20 protein-coding genes are annotated in these 19,517 nt (G+C 28.3%); 10 read left to right on the top strand and 10 right to left on the bottom strand.

Features of this window, described 5'->3' with window-relative positions:
- Nucleotide 1 precedes the first annotated feature (1 nt).
- Nucleotides 2-1,261 (bottom strand): sensor histidine kinase KdpD, encoded by a 1,260-nt coding sequence (locus MHN29_RS12630; RefSeq protein ID WP_235274936.1) that lies wholly within the window; start codon nt 1,259-1,261, stop codon nt 2-4.
- Between the two features lie 155 nt (nt 1,262-1,416).
- Between MHN29_RS12630 and MHN29_RS12625 the strand changes: the two genes are divergently transcribed.
- Nucleotides 1,417-2,226 (top strand): energy transducer TonB, encoded by an 810-nt coding sequence (locus MHN29_RS12625; RefSeq protein ID WP_235274935.1) that lies wholly within the window; start codon nt 1,417-1,419, stop codon nt 2,224-2,226.
- A 414-nt stretch (nt 2,227-2,640) separates the two neighbouring features.
- On the opposite strand, the gene lysS is transcribed toward MHN29_RS12625, so the two are convergent.
- Together lysS and MHN29_RS12615 are read right to left on the bottom strand one after the other, a co-directional pair.
- A complete protein-coding gene (gene lysS, locus MHN29_RS12620) occupies nt 2,641-4,338 on the bottom strand; it encodes a lysine--tRNA ligase (protein WP_235274934.1) in 1,698 nt (565 codons plus the stop codon).
- 260 nt (nt 4,339-4,598) lie between these two features.
- The gene (locus MHN29_RS12615) at nt 4,599-5,099 is read right to left on the bottom strand and encodes a DUF456 domain-containing protein (protein WP_235274933.1); all 501 of its coding nucleotides are present in this window, start codon (nt 5,097-5,099) and stop codon (nt 4,599-4,601) included.
- Nucleotides 5,100-5,250: 151 nt separating this feature from the next.
- Between MHN29_RS12615 and MHN29_RS12610 the strand changes: the two genes are divergently transcribed.
- The 4 genes from MHN29_RS12610 to MHN29_RS12595 are packed head-to-tail and all read left to right on the top strand — an operon-like array spanning nt 5,251 to nt 8,937.
- Nucleotides 5,251-5,619, top strand: coding sequence for a BlaI/MecI/CopY family transcriptional regulator (locus MHN29_RS12610; RefSeq protein ID WP_150900953.1), 369 nt, complete (start codon nt 5,251-5,253; stop codon nt 5,617-5,619).
- Nucleotides 5,616-7,154: a M56 family metallopeptidase gene (locus MHN29_RS12605; RefSeq protein WP_235274932.1), complete on the top strand. Its 1,539-nt coding sequence runs from the start codon at nt 5,616-5,618 to the stop codon at nt 7,152-7,154. Before MHN29_RS12610 ends, MHN29_RS12605 begins: the two co-directional genes overlap by 4 nt.
- Before the next feature lie 13 nt (nt 7,155-7,167).
- Nucleotides 7,168-8,421 (top strand): tetratricopeptide repeat protein, encoded by a 1,254-nt coding sequence (locus MHN29_RS12600; protein WP_235274931.1) that lies wholly within the window; start codon nt 7,168-7,170, stop codon nt 8,419-8,421.
- 36 nt (nt 8,422-8,457) lie between these two features.
- Nucleotides 8,458-8,937 (top strand): hypothetical protein, encoded by a 480-nt coding sequence (locus MHN29_RS12595; protein WP_235274930.1) that lies wholly within the window; start codon nt 8,458-8,460, stop codon nt 8,935-8,937.
- Here the strand turns inward: MHN29_RS12595 and MHN29_RS12590 are convergent.
- The 3 genes from MHN29_RS12590 to MHN29_RS12580 form a co-directional block, all read right to left on the bottom strand.
- Complete coding sequence (locus tag MHN29_RS12590) at nt 8,906-9,445, bottom strand: hypothetical protein (RefSeq protein ID WP_235274929.1); 540 nt, start codon at nt 9,443-9,445, stop codon at nt 8,906-8,908. The genes MHN29_RS12595 and MHN29_RS12590 overlap by 32 nt on opposite strands.
- A 68-nt stretch (nt 9,446-9,513) precedes the next feature.
- Nucleotides 9,514-10,074 carry a Crp/Fnr family transcriptional regulator gene (locus MHN29_RS12585; RefSeq protein WP_150900948.1) on the bottom strand — a complete coding sequence of 187 codons (561 nt, stop codon included), beginning with the start codon at nt 10,072-10,074 and terminating at the stop codon, nt 9,514-9,516.
- A 3-nt stretch (nt 10,075-10,077) separates the two neighbouring features.
- Nucleotides 10,078-11,586, bottom strand: a complete 1,509-nt coding sequence (locus MHN29_RS12580) for a GH3 auxin-responsive promoter family protein (RefSeq protein WP_235274928.1) — start codon at nt 11,584-11,586, stop codon at nt 10,078-10,080.
- A gap of 66 nt (nt 11,587-11,652) precedes the next feature.
- Between MHN29_RS12580 and MHN29_RS12575 the strand changes: the two genes are divergently transcribed.
- Nucleotides 11,653-12,447 (top strand): DUF2797 domain-containing protein, encoded by a 795-nt coding sequence (locus MHN29_RS12575; RefSeq protein WP_235274927.1) that lies wholly within the window; start codon nt 11,653-11,655, stop codon nt 12,445-12,447.
- Here MHN29_RS12575 and MHN29_RS12570 read toward each other — a convergent pair.
- From MHN29_RS12570 to MHN29_RS12560, 3 genes are all read right to left on the bottom strand, one after another.
- On the bottom strand, nt 12,444-13,067 hold the full coding sequence (locus MHN29_RS12570; RefSeq protein WP_235274926.1) for a hypothetical protein: 624 nt from the start codon (nt 13,065-13,067) through the stop codon (nt 12,444-12,446). The two genes, MHN29_RS12575 and MHN29_RS12570, sit on opposite strands and share 4 nt — an antisense overlap.
- A gap of 75 nt (nt 13,068-13,142) precedes the next feature.
- Complete coding sequence (locus tag MHN29_RS12565; protein WP_235274925.1) at nt 13,143-15,263, bottom strand: carboxy terminal-processing peptidase; 2,121 nt, start codon at nt 15,261-15,263, stop codon at nt 13,143-13,145.
- Between the two features lie 70 nt (nt 15,264-15,333).
- Nucleotides 15,334-15,855 (bottom strand): hypothetical protein, encoded by a 522-nt coding sequence (locus tag MHN29_RS12560; RefSeq protein ID WP_235274924.1) that lies wholly within the window; start codon nt 15,853-15,855, stop codon nt 15,334-15,336.
- Nucleotides 15,856-15,970: 115 nt separating this feature from the next.
- On the opposite strand from MHN29_RS12560, the gene surE reads away from it, so the two are divergent.
- Genes surE through MHN29_RS12540 form a run of 4 tightly spaced genes read left to right on the top strand, consistent with a single transcriptional unit; the run spans nt 15,971 to nt 18,703 of the window.
- Nucleotides 15,971-16,741, top strand: a complete 771-nt coding sequence (gene surE, locus MHN29_RS12555) for a 5'/3'-nucleotidase SurE (RefSeq protein WP_235274923.1) — start codon at nt 15,971-15,973, stop codon at nt 16,739-16,741.
- The gene (locus MHN29_RS12550) at nt 16,729-17,016 is read left to right on the top strand and encodes a hypothetical protein (RefSeq protein ID WP_150900941.1); all 288 of its coding nucleotides are present in this window, start codon (nt 16,729-16,731) and stop codon (nt 17,014-17,016) included. The genes surE and MHN29_RS12550 overlap by 13 nt, the downstream gene beginning before the upstream one ends.
- Before the next feature lie 10 nt (nt 17,017-17,026).
- Nucleotides 17,027-18,142: a lipid-A-disaccharide synthase gene (gene lpxB / locus MHN29_RS12545; RefSeq protein ID WP_235274922.1), complete on the top strand. Its 1,116-nt coding sequence runs from the start codon at nt 17,027-17,029 to the stop codon at nt 18,140-18,142.
- A 36-nt stretch (nt 18,143-18,178) separates the two neighbouring features.
- Entirely contained in the window at nt 18,179-18,703 is a 525-nt protein-coding gene (locus MHN29_RS12540) for a C40 family peptidase (RefSeq protein WP_235274921.1), read from the top strand.
- A gap of 40 nt (nt 18,704-18,743) precedes the next feature.
- Here MHN29_RS12540 and MHN29_RS12535 read toward each other — a convergent pair whose 3' ends face one another.
- Nucleotides 18,744-19,499, bottom strand: a complete 756-nt coding sequence (locus tag MHN29_RS12535) for a hypothetical protein (RefSeq protein ID WP_235274920.1) — start codon at nt 19,497-19,499, stop codon at nt 18,744-18,746.
- Nucleotides 19,500-19,517 lie beyond the last annotated feature (18 nt).

The following is a 19,517-nucleotide window of genomic DNA, read 5'->3' as shown; positions in this document are numbered from 1 at the left end:
TTTAAATAGGTAAAAAAATGGTAAACGTAGTTCCTAAATTCTCTTTACTTGTAAAAGTAATTTTCCCTAAATGTTTTTCTATTATTGTTTTAACATAGCTTAAACCTAAGCCAAATCCTTTGGTGTTATGTATGTTTCCGCTTTCGGCTCTAAAGAACTTTTCAAAAATACGTTCTTGAGTTTCCTTGCTCATTCCAATACCTTTATCAATGATTTCGACATTAATTCCATTATTTAAGTTCACCGTTTTAATTGTAATCTCAGGATGAACTTTTGCATATTTAATAGCGTTTTCAATTAAATTATATACAACATTAGTAAAATGAGTTTCATCTGCTCTAATAATATACTTAGAGGCTTCTAAAAAAGCCTTTATACTACCTTCTTTTTTTTCGATGATTGGTTCAAAACTTAATAATACTTTATTTATAATAGCGTGAACATCGATTTCTTGAAAAGAGATAGATTCTTCTTGTTTTTCAATAGTAGAAATTTGTAGTACGCTATCAACAAGGTTTAATAATCGATTATTTTCATTGTAAATAATATCAGCATATTTTCCTAATTTATTAGTATCCATTTTATTACTTCTATTTCTTATAGCGTCAGATGCCACAGAAATATTTGTAATTGGAGTTTTTAGCTCGTGCGTCATATTATTAACAAAATCGTTTCTTAAATGTGCAATCTTTTTTTCTTTAAGAATAGAAATTATTATAAAAATAAAAACAGCTAGTATAACAAGCAAACTAATAGAGGAATACATCCATATTCCCATAGAGTTTATAAGGTAAACTGTTTTATTATTAATTATAATTTTGAAATCCAAAAGATCAACAGTTGAGGTTCTTTTTTCGCAAGATATTTCAGTGTTCTTAGTAACATCGAAAATAGTATTCCCTAATATTATTTCATTGTTTTTAGATTTAATAATGTTATAATCAAAATCAACATTTAAGTCTCTAGAGTAAAATTCTTTTCGAAGAGTTTTATCTAGAATATCTATATTAAAATGTGTATTTGTTTTAACAAGAAATTCATTAGAAGCAATTTTAGTTACGGGTGGAATTGTAGAAATAGAATCTTTTTCGAAGATTAATAATTGATGAGCTACATTTCTTAAAGCAATATTTATTTTATCATCAAATTGTTTCTCTTCAAGAGAAAAAGACTTTTTAAACCAATATACTTGCGTAACAAATAATCCTAAAATGGTTATTAGCATTAATAGTAGTATTGTACGTATAGTTTTATTTGCCATATGAGCAAAGTTAAGTTAATTATTGTTTGGCTTTTAAATATTTACATCTCAATAACAATTATTTACACTTCATTAACAACTATTTACATCTCATTTTCAATAACTAATAATTGCTCAGATAACTTTGTGGTAAGAACCATTAAAGTATTTAAAAAATGAAAGTAAAAATATTAATAGTAGGAGTTTTATCAATTTTAGGAAGTTTAATAATTGTTGGGTTTGCAAACAAAAATAGTTCCAAAGAGAATAAACCGACAGAAGTTAAGGTGTTAAAAAAAACAACTAATAAACTAAGTTGCTTTAGTAGCGATCGTTTTAATAAATTTTCTGAAGTAACACCTAATTACTTGGTTAGAGGAGCTAGTAATAGGACAATTACTAAAGATAAACTAAGCAAAGCAAAAACATTAAAAGACATTGTAGAAGATTACCCTTCTAATTGGATAGAAAATTACATTACTGTTGAAACATATAGAATAACGAAAGATGAAGCTATAAAAGAAATTGGAGAGGATATTAATTTAAATAGTAAACAACAAGAATTATTTAATAACATACATATTGGAGATGATATTTTAATAAGAGTAGTTTATAAAGACAAAGAATCTTTAGGGACTAACAATACCAAAAAAGAAACAAATATTACTATGACAGTAGTTCCAGAAGTGTCAGCTAGTTTTAGAGAAGGTAATAAACAACTTGTTGAATATTTGAAAAAGAATAGTACAGTTGAAATTTTAAACTGGAACTTTAATCCTATGCAAAATGCAACAGCGTTGTTTACAGTGAATGAAATGGGGGAAGTGGAAAATATAAAAGTTACAAAAACAACAGGTATTATTTCAGTAGATAAAGCCATTATAAAAATGTTGTATAAAATGCCTAAATGGAATCCTGCAAGAAACAGAAAGGGAGAGTTTGTATCACAACAATTTGAATTGATTATAGGAGAAGTAGGTTGTTAAATAAGCATAAAACAACAAAAGAGCTCCCAGGGGAGCCTTTTGTATAAGGGGTGGTTAAACATTAAATTCAAATTATCTATTTCTAATTTACCTTTTATATAAGTAGTTTTTGTCAATTTTTCGATAAATGGAATAATCTGCTTGTTGAAAAGCAAAAAAATATAGATGAATAGTATTTTTTAAGCAAAAAAAAGAAGCGTCCCCCCGGATAAACTTCTTTTTTAGTGATAACTCATTTAATAAGTTATTACACTGTAAAGGTAATTGTATAAAGGGGGTGATTTTTTGAAATTAGATGAGAGGAAGGAAAGTAAAGTTGAATAACCCTGTTTATTAAGTGAAGTAAAAAGAGATTATGATTATAAAATAAAAAACCACCTATTTTAGGTGGTTTTTTATTCATATAAACATGATTTATACTGCTAAAACAAATAAACCTTCTTCAGTTTTTTCAACTTTAGCTAATTTGTTTTTGGTTAAACTTTTTATAGTCTTATCCCATTTTTTGTTAGATAAACCAGACTCAGACTTTAATTCATTTAAATCTATTTTTTCTGCTTTGTCAATTAAAGCTAATAAAGCTTTTTCATCATCATTTAATTCAATAGAAGGAGCTTTTTTCTCAGGTTTCATTTGAGGGAAGAATAATACTTCTTGAATTGAAGGATTGTTTGTTAAATACATTATTAAACGATCCATACCAATACCTAAACCAGAAGTAGGAGGCATTCCATATTCTAATGCACGTAAGAAATCTTGATCAATAAATTCTCCAGCTTCATCATCACCACGAGCAGCTAATTTTAATTGAGCTTCAAAACGTTCACGTTGATCAATTGGATCATTTAATTCTGAATAAGCATTTGCAATCTCTTTACCACAAACCATTAATTCAAAACGCTCTGTTAATTCAGGATTATCTCTATGCTCTTTACATAAAGGAGACATTTCTTTAGGATAATCTGTAATAAAAGTTGGTTGAATGTAGTTTCCTTCACATTTTTCACCAAAGATTTCATCAATTAATTTTCCTTTCCCCATGGTATCGTCAACCTCAATGCCCATACCTTTAGCAGCAGCACGAATTTCGTCTTCCGATTTACCATTAATATCAAAACCAGTAAAGTGCTTTATAGAATCAGCCATAGTAACTCTAGCATAAGGAGCTTTAAAGTCAACTTTATGTTCTCCAAAAGTAGCTTCAGTAGTTCCGTTTACAGCTATAGCACAGTGTTCTAATAGTTTTTCTGTAAAGTCCATCATCCAGTTGTAGTCTTTATAAGCTACGTAGATTTCCATTGCTGTAAACTCTGGATTGTGAGTTCTGTCCATCCCTTCGTTACGGAAGTTTTTAGAAAACTCATATACACCATCAAAACCACCAACAATTAAACGTTTTAAGTATAATTCGTTAGCAATTCGCATGTATAATGGAATGTCTAAGGCATTATGATGAGTAATAAATGGTCTTGCTGCAGCACCACCTGGAATTGGTTGTAAAATAGGAGTTTCTACCTCAAAATAACCAGCATCGTTAAAAAACTGACGCATAGCGTTAAATAACTTAGTTCTTTTTACAAATACATCTTTTACATGTGGGTTTACAACTAAGTCAGCATAACGTTGTCTATAACGCATTTCAGGATCTGTAAAACCATCAAAGGTATTTCCTTCAGCATCAACTTTAGGTAATGGTAATGGTTTTAAAGATTTACTTAATAATTTAAAGTCTTTTACCATTACAGTAATTTCACCAACTTTAGTTTTAAATAATTCTCCTTCTATACCTACAAAATCACCTATATCTAAAAGTTTTTTATAAACTTCATTGTACAAATCTTTGTCTTCTCCAGGACAAATCTCATCTCTGTTGAAATATACTTGAACTCTTCCTTCGCTATCTTGTAATTCAGCAAAAGAAGCTTTTCCTTGTATACGACGACTCATTAATCTACCAGCAATTACCACCTTTTTTCCTTCTTCAAACTTATCCTTTATGGTTTTTGAATTTGAATTTAATGGAAATAAATCAGCAGGGTAAGGGTTAATACCTAATTCTCGTAATTTCCCTAACTTTTCTCTACGTACAACTTCTTGTTCTGATAATTGCATGGGTTAATTTTTATAATTTTTTAATGAAGGGGCAAAGATACAATCAATTGAAGAATTAAACAATGAATAACAGATTCACATTTTTTGTAAAAAAACTAAAAAAATTTGCAGGTATTAAAAAAGGTTGTATATTTGCAGGCTGCTTTTTTGTAAAGTAGCATTTAGTTGTGTTGTTAGGTACTTTAAATAGTACCATGGTTTTGTTAACCAATGGAAAGCTTCCCTGAGATGGGTTGCTTTTTTTTTGCATTAAATTTGACTTAAAAGAAAGCGTTTTTGTATTCCCAGAAAGTAGTTAAGAATAGAACAAAATATACTGTAGCTACAGAAAATTTGATGGTAGCAGAAACTAGGAAGCCTAAAAATGCTCCAAAAGAAGCTTTAATTGCTCTAGAAGTATCTTTACTATCATAAATTAATTCACCAATAAGAGCTCCAAAAAAAGCACCGATTAATATTCCAAAAGGAATAGGGGAGAATAAACCTATAATTAAACCTATAGTAGTTCCATAAACTCCGTATTTACTACCTCCAAAACGTTTTGTTCCAATGGCAGGAATAAAATAATCAATAATAAAAATAAAAATAGCAATGGCTAGTGTTATACCTAAGAATGTCCAATCTTGAGGTATCGCTTTTGTTAAATGTAATAATAGTAACCCTAACCAACCTGTTAAGGGACCTGGTAAGATTGGTAAAAATGAACCAATTATACCTAAACAAACACATATAAAACCAAGTAAGGTTAGCAATATATCCATATTTTATATTCTTTTTTTAGTTTAAAATAGCTTTATTTTTCTATTTATAGGACGAGTATAATGACTATTTGTTACATTTTTACAACTAAAAAATTAGTTTAAACTAATTTTTTAGTTATATTTGTGATGAAATATTTCAATAAAAGTTAGAATGAGTAAGCAATTAACAAAAGCAGAAGAGCAGATAATGCAAGTTTTATGGAACTTAAAAGAGGCATCTGTAAAAGAAGTTATAGCAGAGTTACCTGATCCGAAACCAGCTTATAATACAGTCTCTACTATTATTAGAATTTTAGAAACTAAAGAGTTTGTTGGGCATCAACCTAAAGGAAGGGGATATGTATATTACCCATTAGTAAAAAAATCGGAGTATAGTAATGAAAGTCTACATAAGTTAATGAATGGTTATTTTGGAGGTTCATTTAAAAGTATGGTGTCTTTTTTTATGAAGGAAAATAAGATGGATATTAATGAATTGGAAAGTATTTTGAAAGAGATAAATAAAAATAAAAAGTCATGATTAATTATATAATTCAGGTAGTCTTATTTCAAGTACTGTTTGTAGCAGTTTATGATTTTTTCTTAAGTAAAGAAACTTTTTTTTCAAAGAATAGATGGTATTTATTGTCAACATCTATAATATCATTTTTATTGCCACTAGTAAAAATACCTACCATAAAAAAAGCAGTTCCTGTAGAGTATACTATTATGTTGCCAGAAGTAGTTTTATCTCCACAGAGAGTAATTGAAAAAGCTGCTTGGTATCAGTCTATTGACTATTTAGATGTGCTGTTTTGGAGTGGGTGTTTAGTGTTTTTAATAGTGTTTGTTGTAAAATTATTACGCATTGTTCGATTAATATTTAAATATGAAATTGAACGTAGAAAAACATATAAATTGGTGCTGTTACCAAAGAACTCAAAAGCATTTTCTTTTTTTAATTATATTTTCTTAGGAAAAGAGATTCCATTAGATAAACAAGAAAAAATAATTCAACATGAATTAGTACATAGTAAACAAAAACACTCAATCGATTTGTTGTTTTTCGAGTTTCTAAGAATACTAATGTGGTTTAACCCAATGGTATACGTTTATCAAAATAGAATTTCTTTAGTTCATGAATACATTTCTGATGAGAAAGTGAGCAAAGCTACTTTAAAAGAAAATTACATTAACAATTTACTCTCTGATGTTTTTCAAGTTGAAAACATTTCATTCTTAAATCAATTTTATAAACATTCATTAATTAAAAAACGAATTATTATGATGACGAAAAAAGAATCGAAACAAATTAAACAATTAAAATACTTATTGTTAATACCGGTGTTAGCAAGTATGTTGGCTTATACCTCTTGTTCTCAAGATGCAAGCGCTACTGCACCAGAACAAAAGAAAGACAATACAGTACTTTATACTGATATTAAGGAGATAAAAAAGAGAGTTTCTGAAACTAAGCAATCGTATATGGATGTATTTTTAGGTTTAGAACCACCAAAGACAAAAGAATTGCAGTTGAATGATTTAACAAATGTAGAGTTAATAGAGTTAAACAATAAGAAAGAGCAGTATGAAAAATCAGGAAAAGATATTCCACTTAGAATTTTTGAAGGAATAGAAAATAAGAAAAGAAAAATTATTTTTTTAGATTTAGAAGAAGTTGTAAGAAGGGATGGTAAAAAAGAACAAACAAATGAATATAAAAACTCTAGTTATGTTCCATTTACTTTATTAGATAAATATCCAACATATCCAGGGTGTAATGAAGGAGATAGGAATTGTTTTACCAAAAGTATTACAAGGTTTGTAGCAAATAATTTTGATGTTTCTAAAGCAAATAACTTAGGAATTAAAAAAGGAAGAGCAAGAGTTTATGTACAGTTTAAGGTAGATAAAACTGGTAAGGTTACTCAGGTAAAAGCTAGGGCTCCACATGCAGAATTAAAACAATATGCTAAGGAAGTTATTGAAAAATTACCTAGAATGAAACCAGGAGAAAAAGATGGAAAAGTAGTATCTACAGGATATACAATACCAATAACATTAAACATTGAATAGTTTAAATAAAAAAATGAAAAAGAAAATTTTAATTGTATTATTTTTAATAGGGTTTATCAAAGTCGAAGCACAAACTTCGACTTTTAAATCCATTGATAATTTATTGAGTGCAGGACGTTATAAAAAAGCCTTGAAAGAATTGAATAAGCTACCTGTAACTTTCGTGTCTAATGCAAAGAAGGCTCAAATTTATGAAGCAATAGATAATTATAAATTAGCTTCAAAATATTATGAAAAAGCACTAGAAATTAAAAATGATTACTCCATAAAAGTTAAGCTGGGAAAAAGCTATAATAAAGAGAAAAGGTTAAAAAAAGCGATATCAATTTTTGAAGAAATTGTAGAAAAAGATGATGATAATTTATTGATAAAATATCAATTAGGTAAATTGTATTTAAAGACGAAACAGCCTTTAAAAGCTAAAAATTTATTTAAAAGTTTAATTAAAAAGGATAAAGAAAATGCAAATTATCATTACCAACTTGGAGTGGTATATGCTATGTTGAAGAAGAGAAACTTAAAAATAAATAGTTTTTTAGAGGCCTATAAAAATGATGATGAGCATATTAAGGCAATTCATCAATTAGCGCTTGCTTATGTTTTATTAAGAGATAAGGATTCTTCTGCTATTTTTACAAATAGAGGGTTGCAAGTAAATCCAAATCATATAGAATTAAACAAGTTAAAAATAAATAGTTTGTATAGAAAGAAGCAGTATTTAAAGGCAATCACTTTGTTGGAAAAAATAGATACATTAAAACCAAATGAGCATTACACTCAAAAAATGTTAGGAAGAGCTTTGTACAAACTAAAAGATTATGATGAAGCCGAAAAATATTTTAATAAAGCATTAAAAATAGATCGGTCGGATTTTAAATCATATACTTATTTAGGAGATATAAATTTTGATCAAAAAGAATATAAGAGTGCAATGTATAACTATATGTTAGCAACTTATGTAGGAAAAGAATCTAGAGATATTGAATATTACCAATTAGCAAGAGTGTATAAAGAATTAGGAAAACCTAAAGCAGAAATGAAGGCTTATAAAAATTCTTATAATGAAAATAGTAGAAACTACAGAGCGCTATATCAGTTAGCTAATACTACCGAAAACTATTATGAGGATAAAAAGCTAGCCTTAAAATATTATAAAAACTATATGGATAGGTTTGAAGAAAAAGACTCTTTACTTACAAGTCAAGTTAAAACCAGAATTAAAGAAATAAAAAAATATTATTTCATGAAAGGTGATGTTATAGAATAGACTAAATTTTTGTATTTTCATCTCAAAATCAATGAGATGAAGTGTTGCTGTGTTTCTTTAATTACGATTTTATTATTTGTGTCGTGTGATTTTTTTTCTTCACCAAAAAAGAATAAAGATCAAATGATAGATACTGTTATTGATTTTTCTAAAGTAGATGTTTCTCCTTCTTTTAGTGTTTGTAAAAACCTTATGGATGAAGCTAAAACAAATTGTTTTAGAAAAGAAATTCAACAAAGAATAACCAAGGAGTTACAGTTATATAATTTTGTGAGTAATGAATTAATAGATGAGGTAGTTTTAATAGACTTGCAAATTAGTAGTAAAGGGAAGTTTGAGTTAAAAGATATTTCATCATCCAACAATATAAAAGAGTACTTACCCAAATTAGATAGTGTAATTAGGCAATCTATAAAAAAGTTACCCAAAATAACACCTGGTTTTAAAAGAGGTATACCAGTATCAACACAATATCAATTACCAATTAGAATACAAATAGAAGAGGGAATAAACTGAAAGGAAATGAAAAAATAAAGAGACTAAAAAGTATCCAAAAAATAAAATAGATTGTTTGTGTAAAATTCATTTTATTTTGACCTTCTTTCTTTATTCTTTTTTTTAAATCTTCAATAGAAAGCTTTAAGAGTTCTTCTTTGCTAAGATTTAAATCGATAATACCAGTTACTTTTAATCCAGCTTTATAACCTCTATAAACGTCTTTTGGATAGTTTAAAAGAGAAAAACCCATTGCCCAAGTACTAATTATACCAATAGGTAATTTTTTCCACATACCTGTAGCAATTTCCCACCCAGCGATAAAAGCTTCTCCTTTCCACGTTGTATCACAGTTGTATAATACATGTTGTATATCATGAATGTGAATGATATCTTTTCTAAATTGAGAATTAGGAAGTTTTAACGTAAATAATTTAAATTTTAATTCAAAGGTATTTTCATCTTCGCCTCCATTTTTTAAGAGATTGTTTTTGGTGTAAAATCCTTGTAAAGCTTCTGCTATTGTCATGTTGTAGCTGTTTTGTACAACAAAGATATTTTATCAATTTTATGTTTTTCTTGATAATTATCAAGAAATTATTTTCCTCTAATTCTACTGAAGGTTTCGGGAGTCATACCTAAGAAAGAAGCAAGGTGTTTAGAGGCTACTCTATTAAATAGAAATGGTTTCTTTTGTAATAAAATATTATAACGTTCTTGAGCAGTATGAAGTTGTAAATCATCGATTCTTTCAACAAGGTCTATATAGATTTTTTGTAAAAATAAACGACCAAATCGTTCATATTTAGGATTGGAATCAAAAAGATTTTCTAAATCTGCATGCGTAATTTTTAGAACTTCCAAATCTTCTAAAGCCTCAATGTTGTATTTACTTTTTTTACGTTGAATAAAGCTATCAATAGTAGTTATACTTTCTTGTTCTGCTGAGAAATGTACAGTTATATCTTTTCCATCTTTGTAATAAAAAACACGAGCTATTCCTGATATGATAATATACATATGGTTACAAATATGCCCAGCTTCATGTAGTATATGGTGTTTAGGATATTTTTCAGGCTTTATAATATTTTGAAAAGCTTCTGCAAGCTCAGAGTTTTCTAATAGTAAATCGGCATTCTGTTCAAAAAAAGAGTTCATAACCTATAAGTTAAGTAATTCATCTACAAAATCACGTTTATTAGAAAGACGAGGTACTTTATGCTGCCCACCAAGTTTACCTTTTTTACTTAACCAATCATAAAATAATCCTTGTCGTGCTTGATGTACTTTAGGTAATGACAAGGTCATGTTATTATAGCGCTTGGCTTCATAATCTGAATTGATACATTTTAAAGCATTATCTAATAATTCTGTAAAAGTATCTATGCTTTTAGGAGGAGTACTAAATTCAATAACCCATTCATGCCCACCACTTTTATTATCATTCATAAAAATTGGACCAACAGTATAATCTCTAATAGAAGCATTAGTTTTTGTACTTGCAATTTTTAAAGCTTCCTCTGCATTTTCAATAATTAATTCTTCACCAAAAACATTGATATGGTGTTTTGTTCTACCAGTAATTTTTATTCGATAAGGATTTAAAGAAGTAAACTTAACAGTATCACCAATTAAATAACGCCATAAACCACCATTGGTAGTAATAACTACTGCGTAATTAACATCTTTTTTAACTTCAGATAATGGAATGGCTGTTGAATTTTCACCATCATAAGAATCCATAGGGATAAATTCATAAAAAATACCATAATCGAGCATTAGTAATAATTCTTCTGAATTATTTTGGTCTTGAATAGCAAAGAAACCTTCAGAAGCATTATAAGTTTCGTAATATTTGAAACTGTCTTTTGGAATTAATTTTTTATACTGTTCTCTATATGGATTAAAGTTAACACCTCCATGAAAGTAAACTTCCAAATTAGGCCAAACCTCTAGAATATTATTTTTACCAGTTTTTTCTAAAACTCTATTTAGAAGTACTAACATCCAGCTAGGAACTCCAACTAAACTAGTAATGTTTTCGTTAATAGTTTCATTAATAATAGCTTCCATTTTTGTTTCCCATTCGGCCATTAAAGAAACTTCTTGACTAGGTGCAGAGCTATAGTCTGCCCAAAAAGGTAAATTTTCGGTTATAATTGCAGATAAATCTCCAAAGTGAGAATTGTTATCTTCATAAATAGCAGTACTACCTCCTAATTTTAATCCTTTACCAGTAAACATTTGTGTTTCTTCATTGTTGTTAATGTATAAACACAGCATGTCTTTACCAGCTTTTAAATGGCATCCTTCTAAGGCTTCATTACTTACTGGAATAAACTTACTTTTAGCATTGGTAGTTCCACTTGATTTTGCAAACCATTTAATTGTTGTGGGCCAAAATAAATTTTGTTCTCCTTTTCTACATCTTTCTATAAGTGGTTCAATACTTTCATATCTCTGGATAGGAACATTATTAGTAAAATCGATGTAGTTTTTAATTGAAGAGAAGTTATGTTGTTTTCCAAACTCAGTATTCTTAGCAGTATTTAATAATTTTTGAAGTAATTCGTTTTGAACATCGATAGGATATTTTAAAAATAATTCTACCTGATGTTTGCGTTTTTTCAAAAACCATGAAATAATAGAATTTATAAATGGAAACGACATAGTTTGACTCTTAATTCAATTTTTTTACTGTAAGTTTGTGAAGCTAAAAGTAATAAAATTTAAGACATGCAATACCAAGGAGTTTTAAAAAAAATGACGACTGAAAATTTAGATACTGTACAGTATTACTTAGATATGAAATCTGATTTTTTAAATATGAATCAGCTTTTGAATAAAAAAATAACACTAAGTTTTGTTACTTACGAATGTTTAAATTGTCATTTAGAAAAGCAAATTTACCGCCAAGGATTTTGTAAAAAATGTTTTTTTGAAACGCCGAATGCTGGAGATTGGATTATGCGACCTGAGTTAAGTAAAGCGCATTTAGATATTGAAGATCGTGATTTAGAGTATGAGAAAAAAGTACAATTACAACCACATATTGTGTATTTAGCTAACTCTAGTAACGTAAAAGTAGGTGTTACTAGAAAACAACAAGTGCCAACACGTTGGATAGATCAAGGAGCTCATGAAGCTATTGAAATTGTTGAGGTGCCTAATCGTTATTTAGCAGGAATTACAGAGGTTGCTTTAAAAGAACATGTAGCTGATAAAACCAACTGGCGAAAAATGCTAAAAAATGATATTGAAGATGAAAATTTAGTATCGTGGCAAGAACGTTTAAAAGCTTTTATTCCTGAAGAAGCTCAGCAATATTATATTGAAAACAATAAAGAAACATCAATTAATTTTCCTGTAGAGAAGTACCCAGCAAAGCCTAAAAGTTTGAATATTGTAAAGGAGCAAAGCTATACAGGAACGTTAGTAGGTATAAAAGGACAGTATTTGATTTTTGAAGATGAAACTGTTTTTAATGTTAGAGCTAATGAAGGAATTGTAGTTGAAATTACAATGGCTTAAATTTTTTCTAATAATTGAGATTCAGAATTATAAAGTTGATTTAAAACATTCATTTTTGAGTTCTCTTGTTGTTGCTTTAAGAAAGCATAGAAACCATAATTTTTTGTAAAATAATAGATAGAAAATGTTACTTCGTTTTCTGTTTTCAAATAATTATTAAGAGCGTCTGTAACTAGTAAATTATTTATTTTATCAGTTACAGGCTCTTTTATCTTATATTTCTTTTTTATTAAGTTTTCAACCTTTTTCTTGTTAGATAATGAAGGAAAGGTATATTTAAAAAAAATAAGTTTATTCTTAAAAAAATGAAGTTCAGTCGTTATTCGATAACCACCTACTTTTGTTGTAAAAAAGATGATATCACACAAATCGGGGTTTTTAATAAAACGATACGAAGTATTAATGCCTTTTTTTACAGAACTAACGCAAGCACCAAAATCAATATCATCAGAAAAACGAATAGGTACGTTACTTTCAATGATATCATTGTCTTGTAAAACACTGTTAAATATAGACGTATAATTATCTATATTCTTATATTTCTTAATTATTTGACTGTAATAATTATTATAGTACTTTCTACTATTTAGTATATTATTTATTTTTTGGATTAAAAGCATATCAATTTAATTGTTATTGAAACTTGTAATCCCCCGAACGAAGTAGCTATACTTCAATATAAATATACAATTTTTTTAATGTTTTACAATAGTATAGTTCTTATTCATTTTCAATTCACTTAATACATTAAGTGCTTCATTTATATAAATATCCTTTTTTAAATTTTTATGCCAAGCAATACGTTTCTCCTTTAAAACAGTGTCTTTTTTAAATAGGTTTAATTCATATTTAGGAGAGTCAAAAGTAAGGTTAGAATCAAATTTAAATACTTCTTTAAATTTTTCACCTTCCTTAGATTTTTTATCGCTCTCTTCTTTAAATTTATTGTAGTTTAATGAATAAATTCTTTCATCTTGATTTTTCTTTAACCATTTAGCATATTCATTAATTTTCTTAAACTTATCATTTTTCATTACACGTTGCTTACTGTTGTAAACAACATCAGCAAAATTAGTGTAAGAATTTGTAGTACTATATTTGGCTTGTTGCACTTTATCCCATGGTAAAGCGCCATCTAAATCACGTTCCCCAAATTCCATGTAGCTTAATCTACTAGGTAAAGAAACATCTGAATAAACCCCTTCTATTTGAGTAGAACCACCGTTGATTCTATAAAATTTTTGAATAGTCATTTTTAAAGCTCCTAAATCACTAGGGTATTTTTCGTAAAAACGATTGATTGGTAATACATTTTGTACAGTTCCTTTACCATAGGTTTGTTTTCCACCAATAATAACACCACGTTTATAATCTTGCATAGCTGCAGCAAAAATTTCAGATGCAGAAGCAGAAAATTCATTTACCATTACTACTAAAGGACCATCCCATTGAATTTTTGAATCTGTATCATTTTTAACTACGGGTTGTTCATTTCTATACTTTACTTGTACAATTGGACCTTGTTTAATAAATAATCCACCAATTTCAATAGCTGTTTTTAAAGAACCACCACCATTATCACGTAAATCAATCACTAAACCTTTCACGTTTTCTTGTTTTAAACGTTCGATTTCTTTTTCCATGTCTTTAGCAGCATCTCTGCGGCTTAAGTCATTAAAATCAATATAAAATCTAGGTAAGTTAATTACACCATATTTTTTTCCATTTTTTTCAACAATACTAGATTTTACAAAGGTTTCTTCTAGCTCAACTACATCTCTAATAATTGGAATTACTTTTATTGAGCCATCAATTTTCTTTTTAACAGTTAAACGAACTTCGGTTCCTTTTTTCCCTTTAATAAATTTAATAGCATCATCCAATCTCATTCCTACAATGTCTAGTGGTTTTTTATCTCCTTGAGCTACTTTTAAAATGATATCATCAGGCTCTAAACCACCTTGCTTCCATGCAGGACCTCCAGAAATTAACTCAACAATATGTGTATAAATGCCTTTTTTCTGTAAACGAGCCCCTATTCCTTCTAATTTACCTGACATTTCCTGATCGAAACGTGATTTTCTTCTAGGAGACATGTAGGTTGTATGTGGGTCAAATCCACTTACTACACTATTTAAAAAAGTAGAATACCAGTCAGAGTTTTCAAGTTCATCAATACGTTGATATAAATCATTCATATTTTTTAAAACTTCTTTTCTAGCTTCTTTTTCTAGTTCAGTAAATGTTTTCTTTTTAAAGTTTTTATCTTTTTTAGCTTTCTCTTTTTGTTGATCTTCAGCATCTTCAATTCTACTTAAAATAGAAAGCTTTAATTGTTTTCTCCAGTAATTAATTAATTCACTATCATTTTTAGCAAAAGGAATTTTATCATAATCTACATCAATTACTTCATCTTTCTTATAGTTAAAAGGTTCAAGTAATAATGAACGATATGTTTTTTTTGCTGTACCAAGTTTCTCTAAAAAACGGTTATAAACCAATTTATAAAAATCAATTCGAGTATCTCTTAATTGATTGTCAATTTGATATTTGTATTTAGAAAATTCTTTCAAATCTTCTTGTGTAAAATATCTTTTACTAGGATCTAAGCCATCAATAAAAGTATTGTATACGTGTTCAGAAAAATCATCATTCAATTCTTTTTGAACATAGTGATATCGTGATAAAATATTTTTTAAGACATAAACAATTACTCTATCTTTTTCGGGATCACTATTAGAAACTGAATTAGAAAAAGTAGAATTTGAAAATAATAATGTAAATGCTAAAAATGGAATGATAAATTTCGTCTTCATGTATCTTCTGTCTTTTTATTTTTTTATTGTGTCGTTGTGTTGCTAAGCTACTAAAATAATGCCAACTTTTTTAGTTTTCTTGCTTTTTGTAAAACCCTTTAAAAACTTCTTTTATTTTTTTATGGTTTTTGTCAATATAATCCCAAACTTGAGTTACTGATCCATCAGAGTTTTTAGTCCAAGTAATTTGATTATAAAAATCACCGTTTTTGCTTTTTATAAGTTTACTCTTTAAAACCATTTTATTTGCACCATAATGCCCTTTTAATTCCAAAGAGAACCCTGTGTTGTCTACCCATAATTGATTCCAAGAATTATCAGATTTATTATAATAGTTATAACTTGTCCCTTTATTTTTAGATGTTTTAGAAACCCAATTCTCTTGAATAGCACAAGCATTAGATAGTCTAATAATATTATTGGTACCTATAAGATTATTCTTTGTGTCGTAAACATTCCAGTTTCCTAACCAAAAATCAAATTGAGAATACTCTGGAGAACTGCATTGTTTTATCGCTTTATTTTGCGCATTCACTACCGAAAAAATTGTACTTAAAGTGAAAAGAGTTACATAGATAATAAAACGAGCCATAACGTTTGTGTTTGATTACTACAATTTTACATATAAAATAAAGCTTTTTGTCTTTACAAAATGTTAAAAAAAGAGTCCTTTTTTTGTGTTACATTTGTTGTAAAACTATTCTACTATGCAAGAAAGACCCTTAATATTAGTTACAAATGATGATGGAATTACCGCTCCTGGTATTCGAATGTTAATTGAAATAATGAATAAAATAGGAGACGTTGTTGTTGTTGCCCCAGACAGTCCTCAAAGCGGTATGGGACATGCGATTACTGTAAATAACGTTTTGCATTGTAATCCGATTACAATTGACGAAGGTCCACAAATAGAATACAGTTGTTCTGGAACACCTGCTGACTGTGTTAAAATGGCTAAAAATAAAATATTAAATCGTGTGCCAGATTTATGTGTTTCTGGAATTAATCATGGATCTAATTCATCAATAAATGTTATTTATTCGGGAACAATGAGTGCTGCTGTTGAAGCTGGGATAGAAGGAATTCCAGCAATTGGTTTTTCATTACTTGATTTTGATTGGCATGCTGATTTTAGAGCAGCTAAAAAGTTTATTGAAAAAATAACGTTGAATGTTTTATTAAATGGATTACCAGAAGGAGTTGTGTTGAATGTAAACATTCCAAAGTTAAAAGAAAAAGAAATTAAAGGAATCCGTGTTTGTAGACAAGCAAATGGATATTGGAAAGAAGATTTTGATAAACGCAAAAGTCCATTTGGAAAAGAATATTATTGGTTGTCTGGAGAATTTGTTAATAGAGATAAAGGACAAGACACTGATATTTGGGCCTTAGAAAATGGATATATTTCTGTAGTTCCAGTACAATTTGATATGACAGCGCATCATGCAATCCAAAAATTGAATTCATGGGACATATAAGAAAAGAAATAGCTATAGGGATTTTAGTTTCTTTAATAGCTACAGCATTCGGTTTATTCATTTATTTAGAATATATATCGTATGATAGTATAGGTACTACTTTTCAAAAAGTAAAAGAAGGTGGTGTATTAGGTTCAGTAATTGCATTGGCTGCTATTCCTAATTTATTAGTGTTTTGGGTATTTCTAAAAAAGAATCAAGATTATAGAGCTAGAGGTGTATTGTTAGCTACTATTTTGACAGCGCTAATTACATTTATTATAAAATTTTTCTAAATAATATTTAATGAAATATTACATCCTTGCAGGAGAAGCTTCAGGAGATTTACATGGAGCTAATTTGATGAAAGCTTTGTTAAAGGAAGACCCAAAAGCAGAGATTCGTTTTTGGGGAGGAGATTTAATGCAAGAGGTTGGTGGTACACTTGTAAAGCATTATAAAGAACGTGCTTTTATGGGGTTTGTAGAAGTACTGATGAATCTACGTAAGATCCTAGGGATGATTTCTTTTTGTAAGAAAGACATTGCTAAGTTCAATCCAGATGTATTAGTACTTATAGATAATTCAGGGTTTAATTTACGTATTGCTAAGTGGGCAAAACAAGAAGGAATTAGAACGAATTATTATATTTCTCCCCAAGTTTGGGCAAGTAGAGCAGGTAGAGTAAAAGACATTAAAAGAGATGTTGATGAAATGTTTGTTATACTACCATTTGAAAAGGAGTTTTATAAGAAGTATGATTATGATGTAAACTTTGTAGGACATCCTTTAATTGATGGGATAGCTGGGAGAAAGCAGATAGATGAAGAAAGCTTTAGGAAAGAATATGATTTAGGGAGTAGAGAAATAATAGCTTTATTACCAGGAAGTAGAAAGCAAGAAATTACTAAAATGTTACCAGTAATGTTATCGTTAGTTGATGAATTTTCTGAGTATCAATTTGTGGTAGGTGGAGCACCTAGTCAAACAGAAGAGTTTTATCAAACATTTATTGGTAATAAAAATGTGAAGTTAATTAGTAATAAGACTTACGATTTATTAAGTGTTTCACATGCTGCCTTAGTAGGTTCTGGAACTGCAACTTTAGAAACAGCTTTGTTTAAAGTGCCACAAGTAGTTTGTTATAAAGGAAGCAATATTTCTTATCAAATAGCAAAACGAATTATAACATTAGAGTATATTTCGTTGGTAAACTTAATAATGGATAAAGAAGTTGTTAAAGAGTTAATTCAAAACGATTTTACCAAAGAAAATTTAAAAACAGAATTAGAATCTATTTTAGATCAAAAGAAAAGAGAAGAATTGTTTTTGTCTTATTTTGATTTAGAACAAAAGTTAGGAGGGAAGGGAGCTTCTGAAAAAACAGCCAAATTGATTGTTGGGGGAGCGAATAAAAAATAAACGTTAAATATAAAATTTAAAAATGCTATTGAATATATGATAAAAAAAATACTTTTCATTTTTTCACTTTCCTTATTAATGATTTCTTGTGGTTCGTCTAAAAATGTTCCTTCAAGTAAAAAATCAAAGCCAAAGTCTAAAATAGTAACAGCAAAAAAAGAGAAATCATCCTCACCTACCATAGCAGATAAAATAGTTTGGACAGCTGTTTCTTATAAAGGAACTCGTTATAAGTTTGGAGGTACTACTAATAAAGGAATGGATTGTTCAGGGTTAATCCATGTGTCATTTAAGAAGCGTAATATAGATTTACCTCGAACTTCTCGTGAAATGTATACAAAAGGATATGAAATATCTTTACGAAAAGTAGAACGTGGAGATTTATTGTTTTTTAAAACAGCACGAAAAAAAGGAAAAGTAAATCATGTAGGTTTGGTGACATCAGTTAAAAATGGTGATATCCACTTTATACATTCAACAAGTTCAAGAGGAGTTATTGTAACCTCGTTATTTAATAAATATTGGAAAAAAGCATTTATAAAAGCAAAACGTGTGTTATAACTAAAAGAGACCTGCAATTTTATGCAGGTCTTTTTAGTTTTTATAAAACTCCAACTATTTTTCCGTTAGTTAAGTTTATGATATCGTTTATAACTAGTCCGTCATCTAAATTCTTAGTATAGTCTAAAAGCTTACATTGAAAAGTAGCTTTAACTTCATAATTTTTGTTAAATCCAGATGTATCATCTTCTAACTTTTCTGAAGAGATAAATTTGAAGAAAGAATTTTTCATTAAATTATTATACTCATAAGGATTATTAGTGTCAGTACTATATAATGTTTCAAACAATAAACTAGTATATGTTTTGTTATTTTTAATATCCTTAATTTTAATAGTAAATCCTTTATGGCTATTAGTGTTTAAATCCTTTTTATAACTTTCTTTATAATCTACATATTTTACTCCAAAATTATCATTACTATACATTGTAGTTTTAAAATCTTCCCATGGTAGTTTAAACATACTTTCTTCTATATTGAAAGAATATTCTTTGTTAGAAAAATATTCATCAAAATATAATTGAATGTGATAATCGTCATTAGAAAATGTTTCAGAAATTCCAGCTAATATAGTGCCCTTTGGATTTTGTAGTTTCGTATTTCGGATTCCAATTCCAGTGTTTTGAGTTATAGGAAAATTAATAGTAATTGGCTTTCCATTTAATTCAAATTCGATTAAAAGACTTTTTGGTTTGGTTTCTTCTTTAACTAATTCTTGATCGTTGTTTGAACAAGAAAATTGAAGCATAGATAAGAGGATAAGTAATAATAGATTTTTAGTAGTTGTTTTTATCATAGTTTTATTTTTTTGAGT

The organism is Tenacibaculum sp. Cn5-46, assembly GCF_022347705.1.
GTDB lineage: Bacteria > Bacteroidota > Bacteroidia > Flavobacteriales > Flavobacteriaceae > Polaribacter > Polaribacter aiptasiae.
Note: the sequence above shows the minus strand (reverse complement) of the source record. Positions and strands in the feature narration are given on the sequence as shown.